This window comes from Rhizobium sp. M10 (genome assembly GCF_002531955.1).
GTDB lineage: Bacteria > Pseudomonadota > Alphaproteobacteria > Rhizobiales > Rhizobiaceae > Rhizobium > Rhizobium etli_C.
This window is the reverse complement of the sequence record NZ_NWTA01000031.1, coordinates 20,973-43,109: the sequence shown is the minus strand read 5'-3', so window position 1 is coordinate 43,109 and position 22,137 is coordinate 20,973. Positions and strand designations below refer to the sequence as shown.

General features: G+C 59.7%; 23 protein-coding genes and 9 pseudogenes. 16 read left to right on the top strand and 16 right to left on the bottom strand.

Translation table 11 applies throughout. From position 1 onward, the window contains the following. Positions 1-323: 323 nt before the first annotated feature. Together tnpB and CO671_RS29995 are read right to left on the bottom strand one after the other, a co-directional pair. Positions 324-551: pseudogene (tnpB, locus tag CO671_RS34550) on the bottom strand (IS66 family insertion sequence element accessory protein TnpB); the annotation flags it as partial. A gap of 224 nt (positions 552-775) precedes the next feature. Beyond that, the gene (locus CO671_RS29995) at positions 776-1,243 is read right to left on the bottom strand and encodes an avidin/streptavidin family protein (protein ID WP_004674376.1); all 468 of its coding nucleotides are present in this window, start codon (positions 1,241-1,243) and stop codon (positions 776-778) included. Positions 1,244-1,426: 183 nt separating this feature from the next. Here CO671_RS29995 and CO671_RS34350 point away from each other — a divergent pair. From CO671_RS34350 to CO671_RS29965, 6 genes and pseudogenes are all read left to right on the top strand, one after another. Next, a pseudogene (locus tag CO671_RS34350) lies at positions 1,427-1,534 on the top strand (transposase domain-containing protein); the annotation flags it as partial. A 278-nt stretch (positions 1,535-1,812) separates the two neighbouring features. Beyond that, positions 1,813-2,460 carry an FAD binding domain-containing protein gene (locus CO671_RS29985; RefSeq protein ID WP_037145408.1) on the top strand — a complete coding sequence of 216 codons (648 nt, stop codon included), beginning with the start codon at positions 1,813-1,815 and terminating at the stop codon, positions 2,458-2,460. Between the two features lie 186 nt (positions 2,461-2,646). Then, positions 2,647-2,931: a 2Fe-2S iron-sulfur cluster-binding protein gene (locus CO671_RS34605; protein WP_004674373.1), complete on the top strand. Its 285-nt coding sequence runs from the start codon at positions 2,647-2,649 to the stop codon at positions 2,929-2,931. Next, the gene (locus CO671_RS29975) at positions 2,928-3,689 is read left to right on the top strand and encodes an N-acyl homoserine lactonase family protein (RefSeq protein WP_004674371.1); all 762 of its coding nucleotides are present in this window, start codon (positions 2,928-2,930) and stop codon (positions 3,687-3,689) included. Before CO671_RS34605 ends, CO671_RS29975 begins: the two co-directional genes overlap by 4 nt. Continuing rightward, positions 3,686-4,010 (top strand): annotated as a pseudogene (locus tag CO671_RS29970) (xanthine dehydrogenase family protein molybdopterin-binding subunit); the annotation flags it as partial. The gene CO671_RS29975 and the pseudogene CO671_RS29970, both read left to right, overlap by 4 nt. A gap of 190 nt (positions 4,011-4,200) precedes the next feature. Next, positions 4,201-4,583 (top strand): annotated as a pseudogene (locus CO671_RS29965) (transposase); the annotation flags it as partial. Here the strand turns inward: CO671_RS29965 and CO671_RS29960 are convergent. The 4 genes from CO671_RS29960 to CO671_RS29945 all read right to left on the bottom strand — a co-directional run bounded on the left by CO671_RS29960 (position 4,540) and on the right by CO671_RS29945 (position 5,986). Continuing rightward, positions 4,540-4,860, bottom strand: a complete 321-nt coding sequence (locus CO671_RS29960) for a hypothetical protein (protein WP_008534157.1) — start codon at positions 4,858-4,860, stop codon at positions 4,540-4,542. The pseudogene CO671_RS29965 and the gene CO671_RS29960 overlap by 44 nt on opposite strands. Before the next feature lie 321 nt (positions 4,861-5,181). Then, the gene (locus CO671_RS33920; protein WP_164517822.1) at positions 5,182-5,325 is read right to left on the bottom strand and encodes a hypothetical protein; all 144 of its coding nucleotides are present in this window, start codon (positions 5,323-5,325) and stop codon (positions 5,182-5,184) included. Positions 5,326-5,364: 39 nt separating this feature from the next. Then, positions 5,365-5,622 carry a BON domain-containing protein gene (locus tag CO671_RS29950; RefSeq protein ID WP_029875514.1) on the bottom strand — a complete coding sequence of 86 codons (258 nt, stop codon included), beginning with the start codon at positions 5,620-5,622 and terminating at the stop codon, positions 5,365-5,367. A gap of 154 nt (positions 5,623-5,776) precedes the next feature. Then, the gene (locus CO671_RS29945; RefSeq protein ID WP_008534154.1) at positions 5,777-5,986 is read right to left on the bottom strand and encodes a CBS domain-containing protein; all 210 of its coding nucleotides are present in this window, start codon (positions 5,984-5,986) and stop codon (positions 5,777-5,779) included. A gap of 270 nt (positions 5,987-6,256) precedes the next feature. On the opposite strand from CO671_RS29945, the gene CO671_RS29940 reads away from it, so the two are divergent. Further along, positions 6,257-7,309: a type III polyketide synthase gene (locus CO671_RS29940; RefSeq protein WP_097608932.1), complete on the top strand. Its 1,053-nt coding sequence runs from the start codon at positions 6,257-6,259 to the stop codon at positions 7,307-7,309. 220 nt (positions 7,310-7,529) lie between these two features. Here the strand turns inward: CO671_RS29940 and CO671_RS33915 are convergent, their stop codons facing one another. Continuing rightward, complete coding sequence (locus CO671_RS33915; protein WP_257784652.1) at positions 7,530-7,667, bottom strand: hypothetical protein; 138 nt, start codon at positions 7,665-7,667, stop codon at positions 7,530-7,532. A gap of 775 nt (positions 7,668-8,442) precedes the next feature. Here CO671_RS33915 and CO671_RS29930 point away from each other — a divergent pair. After that, positions 8,443-9,321, top strand: coding sequence for a response regulator (locus CO671_RS29930; RefSeq protein ID WP_029875515.1), 879 nt, complete (start codon positions 8,443-8,445; stop codon positions 9,319-9,321). On the opposite strand, the gene CO671_RS29925 is transcribed toward CO671_RS29930, so the two are convergent. The 3 genes and pseudogenes from CO671_RS29925 to CO671_RS29915 all read right to left on the bottom strand — a co-directional run. Further along, on the bottom strand, positions 9,287-9,934 hold the full coding sequence (locus CO671_RS29925; RefSeq protein ID WP_011053300.1) for a BON domain-containing protein: 648 nt from the start codon (positions 9,932-9,934) through the stop codon (positions 9,287-9,289). The two genes, CO671_RS29930 and CO671_RS29925, sit on opposite strands and share 35 nt — an antisense overlap. 123 nt (positions 9,935-10,057) lie before the next feature. Continuing rightward, the gene (locus CO671_RS29920; protein ID WP_011053299.1) at positions 10,058-11,413 is read right to left on the bottom strand and encodes a trypsin-like peptidase domain-containing protein; all 1,356 of its coding nucleotides are present in this window, start codon (positions 11,411-11,413) and stop codon (positions 10,058-10,060) included. Between the two features lie 108 nt (positions 11,414-11,521). Then, positions 11,522-12,405: pseudogene (locus CO671_RS29915) on the bottom strand (zinc-binding alcohol dehydrogenase family protein); the annotation flags it as partial. A 136-nt stretch (positions 12,406-12,541) separates the two neighbouring features. On the opposite strand from CO671_RS29915, the gene CO671_RS29910 reads away from it, so the two are divergent. From CO671_RS29910 to CO671_RS34340, 3 genes are read left to right on the top strand one after another with little or no spacing between them, the layout of a single operon-like run. Further along, complete coding sequence (locus tag CO671_RS29910) at positions 12,542-12,841, top strand: hypothetical protein (RefSeq protein ID WP_029875516.1); 300 nt, start codon at positions 12,542-12,544, stop codon at positions 12,839-12,841. Positions 12,842-12,883: 42 nt separating this feature from the next. Then, a complete protein-coding gene (locus CO671_RS29905) occupies positions 12,884-13,138 on the top strand; it encodes a hypothetical protein (RefSeq protein ID WP_225880286.1) in 255 nt (84 codons plus the stop codon). Further along, positions 13,135-13,245: a hypothetical protein gene (locus CO671_RS34340; RefSeq protein WP_237353325.1), complete on the top strand. Its 111-nt coding sequence runs from the start codon at positions 13,135-13,137 to the stop codon at positions 13,243-13,245. Before CO671_RS29905 ends, CO671_RS34340 begins: the two co-directional genes overlap by 4 nt. A gap of 426 nt (positions 13,246-13,671) precedes the next feature. Here CO671_RS34340 and CO671_RS29890 read toward each other — a convergent pair. After that, positions 13,672-14,127 (bottom strand): annotated as a pseudogene (locus CO671_RS29890) (pyridoxamine 5'-phosphate oxidase family protein). Positions 14,128-14,256: 129 nt separating this feature from the next. Here CO671_RS29890 and CO671_RS29885 point away from each other — a divergent pair. Further along, a complete protein-coding gene (locus CO671_RS29885) occupies positions 14,257-15,078 on the top strand; it encodes a universal stress protein (RefSeq protein WP_008534144.1) in 822 nt (273 codons plus the stop codon). Positions 15,079-15,157: 79 nt separating this feature from the next. Here the strand turns inward: CO671_RS29885 and CO671_RS34335 are convergent. From CO671_RS34335 to CO671_RS29865, 4 genes and pseudogenes are all read right to left on the bottom strand, one after another. Then, a pseudogene (locus tag CO671_RS34335) lies at positions 15,158-16,022 on the bottom strand (HAD-IC family P-type ATPase); the annotation flags it as partial. A 167-nt stretch (positions 16,023-16,189) separates the two neighbouring features. Further along, entirely contained in the window at positions 16,190-17,284 is a 1,095-nt protein-coding gene (locus tag CO671_RS29875) for a GSU2403 family nucleotidyltransferase fold protein (RefSeq protein ID WP_011053293.1), read from the bottom strand. 135 nt (positions 17,285-17,419) lie between these two features. Then, positions 17,420-17,973: pseudogene (locus CO671_RS29870) on the bottom strand (hypothetical protein). 129 nt (positions 17,974-18,102) lie between these two features. Beyond that, entirely contained in the window at positions 18,103-18,777 is a 675-nt protein-coding gene (locus CO671_RS29865; RefSeq protein WP_011053291.1) for a transcriptional regulator, read from the bottom strand. Between the two features lie 687 nt (positions 18,778-19,464). Between CO671_RS29865 and CO671_RS29860 the strand changes: the two genes are divergently transcribed. The 4 genes and pseudogenes from CO671_RS29860 to CO671_RS29845 form a co-directional block, all read left to right on the top strand. Then, a complete protein-coding gene (locus CO671_RS29860; RefSeq protein ID WP_097608931.1) occupies positions 19,465-20,190 on the top strand; it encodes a DUF2726 domain-containing protein in 726 nt (241 codons plus the stop codon). A 215-nt stretch (positions 20,191-20,405) separates the two neighbouring features. After that, the gene (locus tag CO671_RS29855; RefSeq protein WP_245425045.1) at positions 20,406-20,735 is read left to right on the top strand and encodes a hypothetical protein; all 330 of its coding nucleotides are present in this window, start codon (positions 20,406-20,408) and stop codon (positions 20,733-20,735) included. A gap of 122 nt (positions 20,736-20,857) precedes the next feature. After that, positions 20,858-21,034, top strand: coding sequence for a hypothetical protein (locus CO671_RS29850; protein WP_097608930.1), 177 nt, complete (start codon positions 20,858-20,860; stop codon positions 21,032-21,034). Positions 21,035-21,043: 9 nt separating this feature from the next. Continuing rightward, a pseudogene (locus CO671_RS29845) lies at positions 21,044-21,375 on the top strand (endonuclease/exonuclease/phosphatase family protein); the annotation flags it as partial. A 26-nt stretch (positions 21,376-21,401) separates the two neighbouring features. Here CO671_RS29845 and CO671_RS29840 read toward each other — a convergent pair. Beyond that, on the bottom strand, positions 21,402-22,112 hold the full coding sequence (locus tag CO671_RS29840) for a hypothetical protein (RefSeq protein WP_097608929.1): 711 nt from the start codon (positions 22,110-22,112) through the stop codon (positions 21,402-21,404). Positions 22,113-22,137: the final 25 nt, after the last annotated feature.

Here is a 22,137-nt window from a genome sequence, read left to right as displayed (position 1 = left end):
AGGTTCGTGTGTCCATCTGTTGCGCTGTGCCTTTACCTAGATGCCCGCTGCAAGGCGGAGGCGTTGCACAGTGATTGGCAAAACCTTCTCCTCACAATTGGGCGAATGGTGTCCTTCGCGCGTCAGTATTTCAGGCTTCGACATATCCCTGTGTCGCAGACACGGGTATCAGCAAGGTCGATCCACCACGATGTTCAACCTCATACGACGGCGCGAAGTTGCCGCCTCTACGTCCCACCTCACGCATCACATTAAAGGAGCGTCCAAATAACGGATGGCTCGGATCCAGCACCCCGATCTTGTCCGGTGATGATTCGTCAGACTCACAAGCAGGGATATTTCTGTAGACCTTCGAGCAGATAACCGAGCTGCGCCGGTGTGATCACCACCGTGCCGTCAGCGGCTGACGGCCAGATGAAGCGGCCGCGCTCCAGCTTCTTCGTGAACAGACAAGCGCCCTGGCCGTCACGCTAGATAAACCTTCCTCGCTCCAATTTTTTCGTGAACAGGCAGGCCCCCTGGCCATCGTGCCAAACGACCTTGATCAGATCGCCGCGTTTGCCCCAAGGCGGCGCATCCTCGGATGCTTACTTTTGTCCGGAAAGCTTGCCGTTTTGGCCGCATTGAACTCATCAAATAAGGATTTGCGCCGCGCGGACGAGCACGCGGCGCTTTTATTCGGCAGGGAAAGCAGCTTCGTCTAAGCCTTTGGCCATATTCGATGAATTCTTGCTCCACAATCTCTGACGGGCCAGCGCCGGCAGGGCAGAGGAGATTAATCCTTCAAGAGGCTTTTGTTCTCAGTCGTCGGCACGTACTGGAAAGTGTCTTGTCCTTGCTCAATGGCCGGACCGGAGCCGCCTTCGTAAGCGAGGTTCCAGCTCGTGACTATCTCAGTGTTGTTGCCGTTGACCTGTGCGTAGCCGGTCCATCCGGTTGCGGAATTGCAGTTCTCCGTCGAATTGTTCCAGCCGACCGAAAATGCGATGAACGTCCCGTTTACCCTTCCTGTTAGCGGATAGGGCGAGTTCTGGCATCCGGTGCCCTGGGCTCTGTTTACATATTGGCCGGAGACATTTCCGAACGAGTCGACTTGAATGATCATCGTCGAGCCGGACTGGTTCTGCCAACTGCTGGAAGCCGATGCGATGCTTGAAAAATCCTTGAAGTTGCTTGCATCGAAAGCAAGAGCTGAGGTTGCTACAGCAAACACAAGTGCTGCAACTGCATTAGTACGGATCATGGTTTTTCCTCCTGATGTGCGCCGACCGTCGGCGATCGTACCGAAGGTTGCATATAAACTCGTAATAATCAATCAATCCGAGTAGCAATTTCCCGGGTTGAGAAAACCGAAAGACGGGCCGCGCGTTGCGTGGCGCGGCCCGAGAACGAGCATCAGGAGTGAAGACTTACACGATGCAAATTACGAACGGGATAGCGCAACGCTAATATCTTGACCATCATTGGAACGGACAAACTGCATGGCCGCAACCCCGAGAGCTACCTCACGGACGTCCTAACCCAGATCAAAGATTAACCGGTAGATAGGCTTGAAGACCTGTTGCCGTGGAATATGCTTCCGACGGTCTCCACTGCGCAAAAGGCCGCCTGATGGCTCGTTCGATGCATATCTGCACGATCGAAGACGTGGCCACCATGACCGGCGAGAACCTCGAACTGCTCAGAGAGATCGTATCCATCCGAGCAGGGCCGCGGGATTTTGGGCGCCGCGCGTAGTAACGTCGGTTCATGGAGATCGGATCGAACTGCACGGAGATCGGGTGAGAATCGGCGCCGACGGTACGCCATCACTTGACCGCGACAGACCCGATCATCCGCCAACACTTGCCGATCGTGCATGAGGCGATGCATCACGTCACCCATATGACCGTGCGCAACCGCGGCACCTTCGGCGGCAGCGTCGCGCATGCGGATCCAGCGACCGAGATGCCGATGATGACACGGTTCCTCGGTGGGACGGTCATCGCCTCCTCTCAGCGCGGCAGACGCGAAATACCTGCAGCCGATTTTTTTGTCGGATCGCTGGTCAACTCGTTGGAACCGGACGAGTTTGTAATTCGCGTCGAGCTCGACGCGATGAGACCGGATGCCGGATGGGGATTTGAGGAGTTTGCAAAACGCCACGGGGACTTCGCACTCGCTTGCTTTGCGACGACGCTGCATTGTGTAGATGGCAGGGCGTCTGACGTTCGCGTTGGCATGATGGGCGTTGGTGAAACCCCGCTGCGGCTTGAAGAGATCGAGGGCATCATCGAGGGGACGGATGTTTCCGAGCCGGCTCTCGATACGGTGGCGGATCGCCTGGCTGGAATCCTCACGCCCAACACGGATATCCATGCCTCTGCAGATTACCGCAGGCATCTCTCAGGCGTCCTTGCCAAACGGGCCCGTCGCGCCGCCTGGAGCCGCGCGAACCACGAAAGGCTTCAAGCAAGATGAGTGAGAAGACGATCACCGTCAGCGTCAACGAAGCGTATATGACGCGCACGATCGAAGCACGAACGCTGCTGAGCCACTTCCTGCGCCAGGATCCTTTGCCTGACCGGAACCCATGTCGGGTGCGAACATGGCGTTTGCGGTGCCTGCACCGTCATTCTCGATGGAAGGAGCGCACGCTCCTGTCTGATGCTTGCAGTGCAGGCAGACGGAAGCGAAATCGAAACCATGGCCAGGGAAGCGTCGATACTCGGACGAATCCAAGAAGCGTTCCGCCAGCATCATGGCCTGCAATGCGAATTTGTAGGCCCAGTTTCATCGTTGGCGATCATCGACCTTCTTCGCCACCATCCGCTGGAAACCGATGATAAGATCAGGGAAGCGCTCTCAGGAAACATCTGTCGTTGTACGGGCTATGAAAACATCGTCAACGCCGTCCGCGAACTGGCTAGCAAGAGAGGACCTTTAAGATGAAGATGCATTTTCTCGAGGCCGGCCGCCTTCGTATGCGCCGGTCCATCTACGTCCCTGGGGCGCTGAAGGAAGAAGCGATTGAATTGCCGGTTCACGCCACCCTGATGCGCCATCCCCAAGGCAACGCGCTGTTCGATAGCGGATGCAATCCAGAGGCCGCCATCGATCCAGGCGCGCGATGGGGTGGGTTAAGCAAGGTTATGACCCCGATCTTTTCGCCAGAGCGGACGGTCGTTCATCAGTTGAAGACTCTTGCTCTCGATCCCGAGGACATAGATGTTGTGATCTGTTCACATCTGCATCCCGATCATTGCGGCTGCAACGCGTACTTTCGGCGCGCAACGATCCTCTGCCACGAAGCGGAGGCGCAGGCCGCCACGGCAAGCGGTGCAGAAAATCAAGGCTATCTTCGAGGAGAATGGGACCAGCCCCAGGGTTTCCAGACCTTCAATGCCGAGCATGACGTCTTTGGCGACGGGCGCATCGTCTTGCTGCCCATGCCGGGTCATACCCCCGGAATGACCGTCGCCCGTGTCGAGCTGGAAAAAGATGGTTCATTTATACTCGCTTCAGATGCTGCCCCGCTCCAGGCGAGCGTCGACACCGGTATCGCTCCGAGAAATACTTGGAACATCGAACTCGCCGCAGAGGCACTCGCTCGCCTGAAAGCTCTTCGGGAGCGGGGAGCTTCTATCATTTTCGGCCACGACGACGCGCAATGGCAAGAGTTGCGAAAGGGTGTGGAGTTCTACGAATGAGCCAGCAGGACCATTCCGTCGAGCTGCGGCCCAAACTTGTCGGCAAGCGGGACAAGCGCACCGAAGATCCACGTCTGCTGACGGGTGTTGGTCAGTATGTCGATGACATGGCGCCGCGGTATGTTGCATATCGCATTGCGACGCTCCGACCAGCCACATGCCCGAATCCTGAACATCGATGTCGGCGATGCGTTCTCGGTGCCCGGCGTCGTCGCGATCTATAACGCGAGCGACCTGGAAGGAGAGATCAAACCTGCCATACCGACCTCGCGTATGCCTGGTTATTACGCCACCCCCATATGGCCACTTGCACGCGGGAAAAGGTGGCCGTTCTATCGGATCGTGTCCCAGTACGTGGCGTAGGTGACGGTAGGGAGTAAAGCCGAGCGCCCGCGCGCTTCTCGTTGCGCTGTAGCGGGTGATCGGCTTTGCGGGCGGCCATCAGTGTTTTTCCGCTAGGGTCGGGTTGTTCAAGACCAACCTGACGGAAAGATCACCGAGGACCAATGACATGATGAACGTGCGCTCCCTTGTTGAGAAGAGTGCCGATGCAGATTTGTTGCGTGAGATGATCGGTCTTGCTGCCGAGCGGCTGATGGAGCTGGAAGTAGGCTCGGCTACGGGTGCAGACTTCGGTGTGAAGAACTCGATGCGGCTCGCACAACGCAATGGCTACCGTGACATCGGGAGACGCGGGCTGGCACCGTCGAGCTTCGCATTCCGAAGCTGCGCAAAGGCAGCTACTTTCCGAGCTTCCTTGAACCGCGCCGCATGGCAGAGAAAGCTCTGACGGCCGTTATCCAGGAAGCGTATATCCAGGGAATCTCGACTCGTTCTGTCGACGACTTGGTCAAGGCCATGGGTATGAGCGGCATCTCCAAAAGCCAGGTGAGCAGCCTAACATCGGGACGAACGCAATCTGCGGGGCGAAGGTGGCTGCGACGGCCATCCTCATCAGCGGCTGGAGATAGATCAGATAACCGCCCACGGTGACAAGGATGCCGATCTGGAGTAGCGGCTCGGAGATGCTGGTCCCAACGAAACTGCCCACCGGTTCCGCTTCCGCAAAGACGATCGACAGCTCAACCCCCTCGAGCGTGGATTCCGATGGCGGCGTCTCGGCCCGATGCAGAACGCGCGCCCCGAGCCAAAGCGTGCTTTTTTCGCCCACCCAGCTTCTTTAGAGGTTGGAGGTGAATTTATCGCGCCCTTCAACACTGCGACCGCGAGATAGAGGGAGACGAGAAAGAGAAGAGACCGGTATGACGCTTGCTCGGTCGCCTCATTGACGATCCGGCGCTGGAGTTCGAGAGGCGCCGCGCCGATAACGAAAAGAGCCAGGGACAGCCCTGCGACCAACGCCTGATGACGCCTTCCCATCAGCCAGATGAAGCCGAATAGTTCGGAGAGCATCGAATCCGTCGCGCCATTTGCGGGACGCGGCCGGACAATTAAATCCTGGAGGGCCAGATGTTCATCGCGCACTCACGGGTCAGAGAGAGCGCTCGACGCGCCCGGTTCGGGAGTCGTCGGATGGCCTCACCAGTAGGACGCTCACGACCGTCCCCACCATGAGGATCAGGATGACGAGGAGAAACCTCGACGCGACGGCGTCTGCGATGACCCTGACAAACATGACGGAAACTCCAGGGACGATTTCATAGTTTGAGAGAGCTCACCATGCGGTAGCCAGGGTGATGTTGTTTACCACGCCGCCGACGCCGCGGATGCTTTCCGCCGCCACCCTGGCCGCCGAGCATTCCAGCTCCGTCTCGACCTCTCCCCTCAGGGTCACTGCCCCGTCGGAGACGGTCGCATTGACGATGGGGAACCTTATTTCGAACTCGGTTTCCAGGCGGCCACGAACGGCCGTCCCTAGGGCCTCGTCGCCGGAAGCAGTACACTGCCGTCGAACATCGAGAAGCGCTCGCATCAAGTCGTGACGGCTGATTATGCCGGCGAGTCTGCCGTTCGGTGTTTGATGTCGTGGGCCTGCAGGAGTTCTGCGAGCTGGCTCGCGGTTGCGCTCGGGGCGGCGCTGACGACGGGCGTCGACATCACGTCCTTGACGCGCCAGCTTCGGGCCTTCACATAGTCCGCCAGTGCATCTTCGCGGTCGCGCGTATGCGGTACCGCCCGTCTCGCCCAGGATGACGCCACCCGGCGCAGCAGGTCTCCCCGGTGACGATGCCGGTGAGCCGCCCTTCGCCATCGATGACGGGCACCGCGCCGATCTTGCTGGCGTTGACGATCTCGACGGCTTCCCTGACGTTGTGTCCCTCGTCGAGCGTCGTCACGGGGTCGTCATGATGTCTCTAGCAAGCATCGCGCTGTCTCCTTTTCGATCGGACAATTACGGAGCCAACTTGTTGAGCGCATTGACGTGGATCAAGGCAGACACGAAGCCGCGGGAGGCATTCTTCACGCGTCGTCGTCTCTGAAGCCTTCCGACGAAGTGCGGCGTCAGGCTCGCCCGCATTGCAACTTATTGAGGATCGAGGCGTTACGGTTCGGTCTCGTCCTCGCGCGGCGTACCAAATTCTTCCCGCGCCGTCGCAAGGAGTCTTATGCAGCAACCCGTCAAGCTGGTATCCGTCGGCACCGCCGTTCCGCCACATGTCATCGACCAGCGTGACGCGGCGCGAGCCTCGCACACCGCGTTCTCATCGCGATTTGGCGATTTCGAAAAGCTGGCAAGGGTGTTCGAAACCTCGGGAATTCGGCGCCGCTATGCCGTCCGGCCGATCGAGTGGTATCTCGAGACGTCGGGATGGCCCGAACGAAACCTCGCTCATATCGAGGGCGCGGGTGCAATGTTCGTCGCCGCCGCCAGCAAGGCTCTCGTGTCGGCGGGCATTGCAGCAGGCGATGTCGACACGATCGTAACCGTCTCCTCGACTGGTACTGCGACACCTAGTCTGGAAGCGAGGGTAAGCCGAGAACTGGGCTTCCGGGACGATGTCGAACGGGTTCCCGTGTTTGGCCTCGGCTGTGCCGGCGGAGTCTCTGGGCTTTCAATCGGGTCACGGCTGGCGGCATCCCGGCCAGGCTCAGTCGTGCTGGTGGTCGCCGTCGAGACCTGCACGTTGGCATTTCGCATGGACAAGCTTACGAAGGCGAACATCGTGGCGACCGCCCTCTTCGGCGACGGGGCCGCCGCCTGCGTGGTGCGTGCTAGTGAGACCGGTCTGGCCGAGGTCGAACTTGCAGGCCAGCATACGTGGCCCGACACGCTAGACATCATGGGATGGAGCGTCGATCCGGAGGGTCTGGGCGTGATCTTCGATCGTGCGATACCACCGTTCGCCGAAACTCATGTGCTGAAGGGCGTAACGTCCATACTCGCCCGATCAGATCTTGCTCCTGCCGACGTTGACCGGTTTGCGTGCCACCCCGGTGGATCAAAGGTTATCACCGCCTTGGAATCGGCGCTTAAACTAAGCCAGGGAACCCTCGACCAGGAACGTGAGGTTCTCTCGGACTATGGGAACATGTCCTCGCCAACCGCGCTGTTCGTACTCGAGAAGCTTCTTGCGCAAGGACTACCCAGGAGAACTGTCCTGACGGCGATGGGACCGGGCTTCACCCTTAGCTGCCTCTCGTTGACGGCTGCAGCATGACCCGGCGATCATTCTCCAGGACGTTTTAAGATCGCATCGTTTGCAGAACGAACAGGACTCGAAACAGGTAGCTGACGCTGCAAAGGCTGCGATTGCCGTGGGACACCCCAAGTCGAAGGCGAGGTTGCCACCTCGCACTCGAATCCTTTCTCCTGCGTGCCGGCGTAGCTGCGGCAGTATGGCTGGTGGTAGTCGCTACCCAATCCGGTCCTCTGTCGCACTAGGAGGAGCGTGCCCAGCGCCAATTCTGGATTTCCGGCAAGTCTTCTCCACGCTCCCGCACGAACGCCCGGTGCTCGTCGAGCTTTGCATGCAAGGCTGCCGTCACATCTGGCACCTTTTCGGCGAGGCCGGGCACGCGCGCGATCGGTCGCGATGTCTATCTGCGTGTATCTGAACCATGCGATCCAGCCATGGCACTGAATGTGCATCGGCAAACAAAAGCGGATTTACAACCAACGTTGTCAGATACGTCTCCCCCAAGCGGCATTGATGTCTCGGAGGCCAGTGTCTCTCGATTACGCCTGTCATCGATCGCCGACCTCGGCAGGCCACAAGGAGTGGGAAACTTTGATCTCCTACGCACTTTGCTCATCGCTTCCCATTCCTAGCTGCATTGAAGCGTATCTGGGGCAGAGTGACTTCAAATAGGCGCTTCAGCGGAGTCCACCGACCGAGGCACTGGATGTTCGCAACCAACTGCCGCTTTTCCGGAAGATGATGAGTTAAGGTGGCAGGAAACGGAATAAGACTGGTTGACGAGAAGCCCGGGAAAAACAACAGAAACTGGTTCGAAAGTTTTTGTTCGTTCATCAGCGCTTTTTGTTGGATTGTGAGAGCACGGATCCTGCCAACTGCTTGATAGCAGTGCTGTATTTCGTGCTCGATAGAACCTGCGAAGCCTTGTCCTCCATCGCAGCTCCTGTCTGCTTTGAGGTGCCCGCCTGCAAGGGCTCTGTTGCAAGATCGACTTCGACTATGTCGGGATGTACCCCGGCGATCCGCCCCGGCAGCTACGTCCTCATTTCCGTGACCGACACCGGCACCGGAATGACGTCCGATGTGATGGAGAGGGCTTTCGACCGTTCTTCACCGCGAAACCGACGGGCTCGGGAACGGGGCTTGGGCTGAGCATGGTCTACGGTTTCGCAAAGCAATCCGCAGGGCACCTGCAGCTCTACAGCGAACTTGGCGAAGGGACGACGGTGCGCCTCTTTCTTCCACGCGCCGACGCCGGAAAGGATTCTCATCCGAACGAGCAGCGGGCTGAGGAAGCCCCGCCTCGGGGCACGGAAACTATCCCGGTGGTCGAGGACGACGCGAGAGTTCGCCGAGTGACGGTCAGCCGCCTGCAGACGCTTGCCTACTTCGTGATCGAAGCTACGAACGGGATCGACGCGTTGAAGGAGCTGGAGGCGGGGCATGACGTAGCGCTCCTGTTCAGTGATGTGGCCATGCCGGGAATGAACGACGACGAACTGGCCCGGAATGTCCGGGAGCGCTGGCCGAGGGTGAAAATTCTCCTGACGTCGGGCTTTTCTGAACCCCATGCCGCGGAAAAGGAGATCGAAGCGGGCGCCGGCTGGCTGAAGAAGCCGTACACTGCATCGGAGATGTCGACCCGTCTCAGGCTGCTGCTCGCCGCGAGGCCTAATAGCGATTCTGCTCGACAGCAGGATTTCAATTTAGAAAAATCAAACCCGAACCTCAATCGCGCTGCCGTTGCGGGGACTCATATCTTTCTTCGCGGAAGATCCCAGCCTACGTCGCCACCCAAGGTCGCTCTCCAACAACAACAATGGTCGCCTTGTGCTCGCGACGGAGGCTCTGCAACGGGTGGTGCGGAATTTCATTCCGAAGACGAGATCTGCGCGCAAGTCGATCAAGGAAATTGGGCTCTATGCGAAGGGCGCTCAGCGGCGCCCTTGCTGCTGAGTGTGGGCAGAGCAGTAACGTCTAGCCAATCCCGATATTCGATCACCCGACCGTCAGTCGGTCGTCGAGAGTGCTGATCCCTGGAGCGGACCATGCAGCGCGCTCCGCCGCCTGCCGTTCCGACCAGGTCTTCACCTTGCCGGAGAGGATTACCTTTCTGCCTTGGACGTCGATTCTGATTGCATCGGCCTCAAGAGCGGCGTCGCGTTGGAAAGCATCCTCGATGCGTTTCTTGACATCCACCGCCGTAATATGCGGCTTCAGCTCCACTAGGTTGGACACCCCTACTACGCCGGCGAGATGCCGCACGGCGTCGTAGGCAGCGTTCTTTTGATATTGCCACTCGACCTCTCCCCGCAAGGTGATCCACCCTTTGAGGACCCGCACCTGCACCGAATCCTTTGGCACGGAAACGTTCCAGTCGAGCATTTTGACAGCTCGCCGGGCGATGTCGTCGTCGTCTGTTTCCTTCGGCCCGAAAATCCGGACCTCGATATCGGCAGCTATTCCGCGCACGCCCTTGACGCGACTAACCACGCGCTCTGCGGCGTCTTTCTCCGCGTAGGTGCGCGCGTGACCAGTCAGTGTGACGATCCCGCTTTCGACCGCGACGCCGATATCAGCCGCGTCGATACTGGGCTCGAATTCCATTTCGTCGAGAATGTTCTGTCTGAGTTGAATGTCGTTCATGACAACCTCCTTCAGGTTTGCGACGTGCCGATCGTGACAGCGCCGCAGATTTTCGCCGTTGATCTTCATCAAGCACGAGAGCGACCTTGGAATTTCAGCGGACAGAACACGGTCTGCGGGCTGCTACTGGGTCTGCACGTCAGCGGCCACGAAGAGGCGGTGGCCGTTCCTCACGACGGTGATGAGAGCACGGGCATGCTCCTTCACGAGTATTGAGAGGAGTTGCCCGACGTCCGTCACCGGCTGCTGGTCGAGAGCGACGATAACGTCGTCCGGCTGCAGGCCGGCCTGTGCCGCGACCGAACCCTCGGCGACGACGACGACGCGGGCGCCGGGACCATCGGGAGAGTTCGCCATCTCGGCGTCGGCGAGAGGGCCGCGGCCGATATGAATGGTACGCGGAGCAGCCGGTTCGGCAACCGGTGCGTCGGACACCACGGGAAATGCTTCTATCCTTCGGCTCGCGCGGTCGATCTGGAAGGACGGCTTGGACTGCAACGGTAGCGATCCCACAAGCCTTCGAACGTCGGACGCGCCGCGCACCGTCCTTCCGTCGACCATCCGAATGACGTCGCCCGGCTGAATTCCTGCATTTGCCGCCGGTGAACCCGGAAGGACTTCGCTGACCAGCGCGCCCGCCCCTTCATCGATGCCGAACGCCTTTGCGAGACCGGGCGTCAGGTCCTGCGTTAAAATTCCCACCTCGCCGCGTACCAACTTGCCGGTCAGGATGAGCTGCCGCATCACGATGCCGACAGTCTCGGCTGGGACCGCAAAACCGATGCCGATGCTTCCTCCGGCGGGGCCGATGATCGCGCTATTGATCCCGACCACGACGCCGTCCTCGCTTACAAGCGCGCCGCCCGAATTGCCGGGATTGGTCGACGCGTCCGTCTGAATGAATCCTTCGTACCCCTCCGATCCCACGGCACGGCGCCCAAGCGCGCTTACGATGCCCATCGTCGCGGTCTGGCCCAGGCCGAAGGGATTCCCGATCGCCACGACGACGTCGCCGACGTGAAGCGAGGACGCGCTTCCAAACTCGGCTTGAACAAGATGATCAGGTGGAATTTGAACGACAGCGACATCCGTCTCGGGATCGGCGCCGACAAGTTTCGCTTGGAAGCGTCGGCCGTCGGAGAGCGCCACCTCGATTTTTGAGGCGCTTGCTATGACATGCTGGTTGGTGACGATGTAGCCGTGGACCTCGTCGATGACGACACCCGATCCGGCCGATTGGAAGCTGTGCTCTGCCGGCGCAGCGTCGTCAGGTAGTCCGAAGAACTTTCTGTAGAAGGGATCAGCAAGCGTTGCATCCGCGTCGTCGAGTTCCCTGCCCTGCACCGAGATGCTGACGACGCTCGGCACGACACGCTGGAGCATCGGCGCGAGCGACAGGCTGTCTGCAACGGCTGGAGCCGACAATAGGCTCTCACCTGCGATGAAGAGCGCCGCCAAGGCGAGCAACGAACGCGACATCTCTGATCTCCTTGCGGAAGCGCCGCCGGTTGTCGGCGGACGTCTTGACGAAGAAGCTTTTGTGTAGCGCAAGCAAAGCGCATTGATCCTTGTCAAGGGGAACATCGGCTACGGAACGATCACGGCGGCTCCAGAGACACGGCCTGCGCGCAGATCGTCGAGAGCCTCGTTCGCATGCTCGAGGGGGTAGACGCTGGTGAAGCATCTGACCCCTGCCGCCTTCCCGATCGAGAAGAATTCCGCCCCGTCGCTCCGCGTCAGGTTCGCCACCGAGACGACCCGCCGCTCGCCCCAGAGCAGACGATAGGGCATGCTCGGAATGTCTGACATGTCGATGCCGCCGCAGACCACCGTTCCGCCCTTCCGCACCACGTCGAGCGCCATTGGCACGAGCTCGCCGGCCGGCGCGAAGATGATGGCGGCGTCGAGCGGCACCGGCGGCTTTTCACCGGAAAACCCGGCCCAGACGGCGCCAAGATCAAGCGTGAACTTCCGTCCGGCCTCGTCACCGGGAAGCACAAACGCATAGACGCTCTGGCCTCGATGCTTGCACACCTGCACGAGGATGTGGGCGGCCGCGCCGAACCCATAGATGCCGATCGTCCTCCCCTCGCCCGCCATCTTCAGGGATTGCCACCCGATGAGGCCCGCGCAGAGAAGAGGCGCGGTCGCCACCGGGTCCGCATCTTCAGGCAGTTCGAACGCGTAGCCCGCCTCGGCCGCCGCATGGGCCGCAAAGCCGCCGTCGATTGTGTACCCGTGAAGCCAGGATCGTTGCACAGGTTCTCGCGACCCTCTCGGCAATATGCGCAGTGCCCGCAGGTATGGCCCAGCCAAGGTACCCCGACTTTTTGACCGACAAGGCGACGAGGAAGGCCCTCGCCCGTTGCGATCACGGTTCCGACAATCTCATGCCCTGGAACGAGAGGAAGCTTTGGCTGGGAGAGGTCTCCTTCGCAGACGTGAAGGTCCGTCCGGCAGACGCCGCAGGCCACAGTCGTATCGCCACCTTCCCCACCTTGGCTTGATCCCGGTCAAACATCCGGATTGATGCTCGTCAAAGACAAACGCCCGGGGACAGATAGGCTCCTGGACACAGCGCCACGACCTCATCCAAAGGAGACGGACATGCGCGAACAAGAAAAGACCGGCAAGACAGAAACGAACGCTGCCACGACCATTCCTCCCGTCGAGCGAACGTCCGCAGACCTTGTTCTCGGACGTCGGGACGAGGATCGCTGGGAAGTGACGGCGGCGACGCCGCGAGGCCAGGCATGGGCGAGAGATCACTTCTGCTGCGCCCTGCGGCAATCCTTCACGGGCACCATGTGTCTCGACATCATGAGCGCCGATCGGCTTCTCAAGGAAGCGCATGACGACGGACTGACGACCGAGTTCGTTAGCCTGTCTGGCAAGGACATATACTGACATGTTCGCCACGGCGCCATCGGCCGAGGATCCCGGCAACGCATGCTCCACCTCGTCGAAACGGCCCACGCGCAGATCGCGCCCAACGGAAGCCTCCACCTCGTTCACGCGGTGGAGGGCCTGCCCTCGTCGGCCTCGCCGAACGATTGGGCGGTTGAGGTGATGGGAGCCTCCGAGACCAGGCTTTCGGAAGCCCCGCGGTCGACCGAGACTCCTGCTTCTATACACGTCCGAGCGGGCAACCCGTCGCAGCTCATCGTCGCCATCGCAAAGGAGATGCCGCCGATCTCGCCGTGATCGCCTCTCGCCGCGACGACGTGCTCGACCGCGTCTTCGCCTCGGTCGTGGACCACGTCGTGCAGCGCGCACCATGCACCGTGCTCGTCTTGCGAACCATCCGATGAGCCGCGGGCTTCACACGACCGTCTTCGCTTCAGCCTCGTTGGCCTGACCGGCGGCGACGTCGCGACACATTTCGGCGGCGTGCGACAACGTTCGTGACCCGGCCTCACACAGTCGCGCCACCTCTCTAGGATACTCCTCCAGCTCGCCCTCGACATAGTCCGAAAGAACCTCGACCGCATCACCGTGGTCGATACTGCGGGCAAGTCGAGTCGGAAATTCAAAGCATCGAAGCCCTCGCCGGGCGGCGGACGCCGTCAAATCCGCAGTGACCGCGGCCGACCGGCAAAGATCTCGTCTTGAATCAGAGCGCCCGCGCGAAACGCGGGTGCGAGGTGAAATTAGATGTGGCGCTTGGATATAGGCCGCGTAGATATGGCATGTGGTGCTCCGATTGTGGGATGCGGGTTCGGCTCGAGCATCGACGGTCATTCCGTTCTGACTGCACTGCGTCCCGACACGGCCGTGACGGCAATGCCGTAGAAGACATGAGGAGAGCCATCGGGCATGGGGAACTCCTGGGGCTTCATAGAGCCGATTTCCCACCAGTCCGAATACTTTTGGAGAAGACCACGCGTGGAGCCGTTCGCTTTGTCGCGCCTCGCTGTCAGGAAATTCCTCGAACCTGCCTTCGACGACGATGCTCGTCCACCCGCCGGCGCTCGAACGCTGCTCGATGTGTAGGCAGACCTTGTCGTTCCCCGCATCCAGTCGAGCTTTTTGCCGGGCATGGTGAAGCTATAGGCGACGCCGTTGGAAAAGGCGAAATAGATCGCCGCCACGTAGAGCTGCCCATCCTTGCAGCATGCCAGATGACCGAAACGCTCGTTCTCCAGGATGCGGTAGCACTCACCGGGGTTGATCTCCGTCAGATTGATCGTCATGGCCGTATCCTCCAGCTTCGATGAAGGCGCGATTATAGGAGCTTCATTGCGCCGCGGCCTTGACCAAGCGCAATGCGAACTCTCTCAGCGGCATGCATCATGACGGAAGTTTAACCTCAGGAGGCAAGCATGAAGCCGCAGTTCCATCTCCCGTTGTCGACCTATCCCGACGCGAGTTCCTTCGCCATAATCGACAATGCTATCGGCCTCGCTAGGCAGAATGACGCCCATCTCGTCGCCAGTATTCCACAAGTCCGGATCCCCCAGGTCCATCCGCCCTTTCCCACCGTTATCGATGTCGAGACATGGCGGGGACAAGCAGAACGGTATAGCCGGGACAGCGGGACTTCGCTGCGGGGACACATCGCCGACGCTATTTCGGAAACTGGCTTCGAGGTGCGAATCCACGGATTCGAGGTCAGGGAACCGTTCGTCTATGAACGCTTTTCTGAAATTGCCAAGTGCTACGACCTTTCCATCGTCGAAGCCTCGGAGCTCTCCCGGCAACTCTCCGAAACGCTGCTATTCGGAAGCGGCCGTCCGCTCGTGCTATTTCCAGCCACCAGCGTCTACTCTCGTGTGGACACGATCGCCGTCGCCTGGGACGGCAGCGCCACCGCAGCGCGCGCCCTTTCCAGCGCACGGGTCTTCATCGAACGCGCGATCAAGGTGCAGGTCATCTCGATCACCGACGACAAGGAGATCGACGAGGCGAACCGCGCCCTCCTGATCTCTTCGTTGAAGCATTCGGGACTCGACGTGGATGACGTATCGATCCAGGCAGGCGGCGAGACCGCGACAGGCGCCATCCAATCGGCCGCGCTGGAACGAAAGGCGGACCTTCTGGTCGCGGGCGGATTTGGCCATTCGCGGCTTCGTGAGTTCATCCTCGGCGGCGTCACTCGAGAACTTCTCGTCAAGGCCGAGCTACTAGTGCTTCTCGCCCATTAGAGGGCGCGAAGGGCGTTAGAATGACCGCGACGTCGATGGCCTCCTGAAGCAATGCCCCGCCGACTGGCGGAAGGTATTGAAGCCGGTCTTCGAGCGTGATCGTGCCAGCCGGCGTGCCGTCAAACACTACCTTGACACGCATTGCGCTGCCTGACCCGTTAGGCCCGGACGGCGGCGCCTCTGCGAAATAGGCGTCTCCTCCGACGCCGACGCGCACGCCATCGACGATTCCGGATCCCGCGGTCTCGGTCACCTCCGATGGGCGGCTCACTACCAACCCACGTCTATGCGCCTCGTCCACCAGCGCGCGTCCGACCACATGGCCCGACGCCTGGTCCAGCGAGGCGGCCAGCCGCAGGATCCTGTTAGGATGCTCCGATCCCTCGATGTGGCCGACTTCGGGCTGTCCCGCGGTGAGCGTCCCCGTCTTGTCGAACACCGCCACGGTGGCCTGGACGAGTGCCTCGAGAGGTCCCGCACCCTTCACCAGAACGCCCTCCTTCGCAAGTGCGACGGGTACGGCCAGGATCAACGGACAGGGCGTGGCGACGACCAGCACGGCCACGATCCTTGACAGGTCTCCGGACATGAACGCCGAGACGCCTGCAATCGCTACCGTGGCGAACAAGAACCACACCGAGAACCGGTCGGCCAGTCGCATCAGCTTCGCCTTGGAGCGCCTCGATGCTTCCACGAGCCTCACTATTCCGGTATTCCGGCATAGGTGCTGTCTCGGCGCGACTTAGAACGCGGATTTCGATCACGTCCCCCTCGTTCGTAGCGCCACTTGAAATGTTGCCATCCCTCGCGATGCGCACCCTTAAGGGCTCTCCGGTCAGGACCGCCTGGTCGATCGTCGCGACTTCGCTGACGAGAGCCCCGTCGGCCGGTACGACGTCGCCCTTGCGTATCAGGAGCACGTCGCCGACCGCGATCTTCTCGATTGACCCCCTTGCTATGTAGATCAGCGCTTCGCCTGCCCGGCGCTGGCCGGGGCCAGATCTGAGACCGTGCGATGCAGATATTCGGCACAGGACCCCGCAGGACCATATTCATCTTCATTGTCTTCACGACTTCGAATCAAATCAACTGCTTAGCCTTGAAAGACGGCCTATTCTCCAAACGGAAGTTCAATTTCTTCGCCGTTTCTTTTTCCGCCCTCGGTCAGGACCGTGTTGAGCCGCTCGGCATCTTGTGCTGGCAGCATTCCCGCCCCGGTTCGAATACCTTCTCGCCATGTAGGCCCGCGCCTCCATGCTTCGTTGTAGACGAGCGCCAAGTCAGTAGATCGCCTTGTCTGCTGCAGCGCTTCGAAGAGCAGCGCAGCTTGTCGGATGTCCTTCTCACGCTTCGCCGGCCCCTGCCCGTCCGTGTTTCGGCGGCTGGCGACTATTAGCTTGTGGACGGCATACCGGGACGGATCAGGGACGACGACCGGAACACCGCTTCGGTGGAGCAGCATTGTCCTGACGGGTTCCCTTATGAGGAAGTCGAGAAAGCGCAGTGGATCCGCGCTGGCGCCACCAAGAGCGGGCATCTTCGCCGGCTGATCGATGTAGTCATCCGAACCACGGTTCGACGTCAGGAACTCAACCCTGTAGCCGTCGGCATTCTGAAACGCTGACGAGACCGCGGCTCCCGATCGATGTGGAACTGGACGAAAGCTGGCGTCGACGCCCTGCAGCAACTCAAGGATCGAAGGCAGACTATCTTCGACCTCCCGACTGATGGCATAGTCCTGGGCGATGTCAGCATCGCCGGTCAGGATCGCAGCCATGGGAAGACGGACACCGAGCAGTCCTGAATAGCACTGAAAGGCCACCGTGCCTATGAGAATACCCCGGAGCCGAAAGAGACCGCCATCGGCAAGAGCCTCGACGATATCGCCCGACATGGCGTCAGGGGCGATCATCCCGCCTTCGCGGGTCAGGGTATTTACCAAGCGCCTGCGAGCGCGTAGATCGTCCTTGTCCCGCTTATGATCAGCTACGCGCTGTGCGATAACCGGATCATCAGCGGAACCGACGTAACGACGTTTCGTACCACCATGTCCATCCGGGATGTCGAAATACCAGTACTTGCGCCCCTTGATGTTTGCCGGGGTGAACCGACCCTCCGGAGGGAAATCGGCCGTCCAAGCGGCGTCGAGCGAGCGCTGACCGAGCTCAGCGAGCATCGTCTGATACATGAGGTCGATGGACTTCATAGCTCGACTCCAGGGTTATACTGTTTTTCAAAAACAGTATAACCGTCGTGAGGATAGGTCGCAAGATAGGATGCCGCCTCTATCGCCTTGAAAGGACACCTGCAACAAGCTTAAAAGGCAGGCAGCGCGTCACGCTCATGGTTCAAACCGCTCCAGCATTTTTCTCAACTGCGCGTTTTGCAACGTTAGCTTTCTGGCCAGCTGATCCCTGAGCATCCTGATCTAGTCATCGAGGCTCATCCCGTTTGCAGTTTGGATAAATTGGGGATCGTTTGCAATCGCCACCGCTTCCTTGCTGCGGCTCCTTTGCTCGCGCGGTGCGACTCGGCAATTCGCTTGAGCCTAGCGGCATCATTCGCAGCGGTGACGTCGAAACCAGTACCACCTGATATAGCGGGATCAGCGACCTCCACGATTTCGGCAACTTCGCCGTCGACCTTGTCGTGGACATCGTTTTCGGCTTCTTCGGATTGCACTGGCACTGCGGAGATTGCAGCGGCTTCATCGTGACGAGGTGGCTCCTCGCTTGCCGGTCGAGCAGCGCTGGTCAGGCTGTCCTCGGCAGGCGTTTCAGTCGGACCAGAACTAGGCAACGCCTCCGGCGAAACCTTCTCGGTCGAGCCGTTTTTTCGCTTTTGTTCGCGTCCCGGTGAGATCAGTCGGGCAAGGAATTTCCAGGGAGACGCCATCTATCCGACCTCGCGTGTTATCCCGCAAGCAGGCAGTGTGTTTTACTTCTGGCAACAGCATCCACCGCCGCCAAAATGTGTATCTTGATAAGCATGGAAATGCGCCCGGCGGTTGACCGGCTGCCTTTATCAATCGAGCTTCAGCCGTTTGCGCAGATCGGCATTTTCAGCGCGAAGTTTTTCAGCCAGAAGCTTGCGCAGCCGTTGATTTTCCTCTTCCAACTGCAATAGGTCTGCCATCTCATCGATCGCGGTCATCGGCGCGGCAGGCGCCGGCTGCACAGCCTTTGGAGCGCGGCGCACCGGTGCGCGTTTGGCACTCGCCGCAGCTTCGACCACCTTTGTCTTGCGCCCTCTCCTCTTCACACCACCGGCGCCGGCCAGAGCAGCTGCTGGCTCTGCCGTAGTGTCAGCTGACGCGGTTTCGAGTGTCGCGGCTTTCTTGGCCCTGGGTTTGCGCTGTTTCTTCGGCGTAATTGGCGTTTCGACAACGGCCGGCACATCGGCACTGGTTGCAGTATCAGTCTCGTCGGCCATGCTCGTCTCCTGTGTATCTGATGCAGTTGTCGACGGCTCAAGAGGCGGTGTCAACAACGACTCAGCCTGATCTGGTTTTGGTAGAGAAATTTCGCTGTTGGATTTGCCACTCTGAGAGCTATCCGACAGAAACGGCATTGCCTCTTTGTCTAGGTCGCGAGCGACGGATTTTAGGTCCACGTTGCCCCAGATCGAGTTCGACCTAGTATCGAGTTTTCGTCTGCCGCTTTTGTACTCGACGGCAAAACTGCGTTGCACTTTTTTCAATATAAAAGCCCTTGAAAATTCACGGGATGATTTGGTGATGGGGTGGTATATCCGAAATAACGATTACCGGACTGCCCGTCTATAGCCACGCTCAAATGTCCACCTCACCTTTCCAGGAGCAGAATTCGTGGCCAGTCGAATGGGGGATGAGACGGGTGAGGCTACATTGGCCCTGAACGAAGTCAAACCGTACTGATTCAAAAGTTGCACGTGGGCAACTTATCGGCGAGCTTCCTTGTTGTGCATCGCCGGAGTTTTAAAAGATTTTCCGCCAACCCCGACGCGGTCTATGTAGCGCATCCAGAGCGCCGGCGTTGCCAGCGCGCACGGGCGAAGGCCCGATCGATCGGCACCACCGTCGTCACGCATGAACTGCCGAACCCTCAATCGAAGAAGCAATGCGCCTGTCAACCTTGTCTTTCTTTGCTCGCCTGCCGGGCCAGTTCCCTTCGATCCATTATGCGATCTTTTTAGCCCAGAACGTGAACACCATGGCAACAAGCCGACCCGCTGGCCTCGAAAGCTCTCCCGGTGCCAGCGACGTAGGAATGTCCTGGCCCGAGCGGATTGTGACTGACCGCCGAGCCAATATCGGTTCGCCTTGCGTGCGAGCCCTCATTCTTTTGGATGACTTTCCGCGCATCGTACACGCGTTGTACTATCTTGGCGGGAAATCCGGAGAGGGGCATGCAATATCGCCAAAGGTCGGTGCTGTTCGCAGCACCTTGGGTGATCATCGGAGCTGCCGCAGTCGGCGCTTCGGGCGGCATAACCATTGCAGACTTCGAAAAGCCGGAACTGCTAATCGCCGCCCTGTTTGTCGGCATTATCATCGGCATGGCCGTTGAGCAGTTCCTAACCGCGACGAGCAGACGGGCGTGGCGAGAGAGAAACAGGTCGCGATCGGAGGAAAGGCGCTGGAACGAGCGCGTCATACAGGGCCCCTGGCTTCAGATCGCAGCTGCTCAGCCATCTCGGCCAATCGATGCCACGGATCAACTGCGTATCGTGATGCGTTCGGACTTCACCGTTCAGCCATTGCTGAACAAGAGCGAAGCCCGTGTGTTTCGGGAACTCGACAGTGTCGTGATCGGCTGCAATTCGTCCTGGCAGGTGATGGCTCAGGTTTCACTGGGCGAGATCCTGCGCAGTGCCGACCCAAACGCCTACAGCTGCATCAATTCCAAACGTGTCGACTTGCTCCTCGTCGACGGCAATTGCCAGCCGCGGCACGTCATCGAATATCAGGGGGGCGCGCATCATAAAGGCACCGCGGCCGCGCGTGACGCGGTCAAGAAGGAGGCGCTGCGACGCGCCGGGATCGGTTATTATGAGGTGGTGGCTGGTCAAACGACGCCGTCGGAACTCAGGCGATTGGTCGAGAAGCTGGTGGACAAGCCGAGTGTCACTTAAAGCGAGCTCATCACGCATGACTGCACGCGCGTGTCGCTTTTCGTACTCTCGGCAGGCGCGATCAACTCCGCCCTCATCGGAGCGCCGACGCGCAAGCAGTTTTCGTTGAGAACCGGTATCGCACGACCGATCTTTACCGCGACGAGACCGGACGCAGCTATCGCCCCGGACAATATTATTACGTCGGCGGCCACACGAAATTCTACGGAACCGCAATGTTCCGTTTCCGTGAGCGCGACTTCAGCGAAGTCGCGCATGAAGATGGCGTTTCGCCCTCATGGCCCGTCTCCTATTCGGATTTGGAACCGTTTTATACCGAGGCCGAACATCTCTTCGGCGTCAGGGGCAAGGCGGGAGACGACCCGACGGAGCCTCCGCGCTCTGCACTCTACACGCACGGGCCGGTTCCCCACGAGCCTGTCATCAGCCGCGTGGCGACAGGCTTCGAGCGGCTTGGGCTGCGCCCCTTCTACATGCCCTCGGCAATCGACTGCGGCCCCGGCGGCCTATGTCGACGCTGCGGCACCTGCGATGCCTTCGTTTAAACGAAATGACTTAGCCGTTCGCCCCTGCCCGCATTGCCAGTCGTCGGTAGACGCCTGATTCCCATGCATCTTTTGGAAGCGACGCGCGTTTAGCCATGCAGCAACCATAAAGGAGTCCTGTCATGAGCAAGCGCGAACTGATCGATACCGGTACCGACAAACGTTACGTCCGGCGTGATGAGGAAGGCAAGTTCAAGGAGAGCGTTGACGTCTCCCGATCGCTATCGGCGGATGCTCGGCATGACGCGAAGAACGATGCGAAACCTGGCCAGGGCGACAAGGGCGACCACAAGCGCTGATCAAAGCCGGTGAAGCTCGCCACCTACAATGTCAACGGCATCAACGGCCGCCTCAACGTGCTGCTTCGGTGGCTGGACGAGGCGAAACCCGATGTCGTCGTCTGGCTGCAGGAACTGAAGGCGCCGGACGACAAGTTTCCGTCCGCGAGATTGAGGGCGCCGGCTAGGGCGCCATTTGGCCCGACCAGAAAAACCCTGGAACGGCGTGGCCATCCTCGCCCGTGGTAAAGAGCCGCGCGAAACGCGTCGCGGGCTTCCCGGCGATCCCGACGACAGCCACAGCTGGTATGTCGAAGTGGCGATCGACGCCATGGTGATCGGCTGCCTCTATCACCGAACGGTAGCCGGCCCCTGGCCCGAAATTCGACTATAAGCTCGATACTTCGACGGCCGCCACAACACTAGCGGCTTCGTCGAGCATTTTGACTACATAGTCGACGGCTTGATGATGCAGCATTGGCTGAGGCGTTCGGACCTTGTTTTCGTGATGCCGCGGCTCGTTCGCGGTTCGTTTTAGCCGATTCCACTCACTCTTGGAAATGCATCGCCAACTGTCTTCTGACCTAATCTTGGCCAGGGCTTCCTGGACTTTGTAGAGGCTTTGCCAGTCGTCGCTTTCGCTTAAATAGCGAAGCGCATCACGATAGTGATTATTTCTCTCCGCTGCTTTGTATTGCATTTGCGCACTCGTAGGAGAAGGCGAGCGCTCCGAAGGGGCGGCACCATGGGTGTATATTACCGCCGAGACGAAGAGAGACGGCATTGTCAGCGAAATAGAAGCTGTGATCATCCCTTTGTAATTTGGGTTGGCGCGATCGTAAACAATCCCCGCGGTGACGGCTGCCGCTCCTCGCACAGTTGCAATTGAGTTCATCAAACTGATGATCGCAGATGCAACGGCGTGGGCTTCGACGGGCTTTGATGCCTCGCCAATCTCCTTTGCGCTCAAAACAACGCGCTCTATCTCGTTGTGCTTCCAGGTGATAACCGCCGGCATATCGGACGTATTAGGAAAGAGCTTCATCCAGCGCTTTGCGGTATCGGAATCTGCATTCAGCTCTACAACCCAATCCGTCATTCGGCCCCGGCTTTCGATCAGTAAA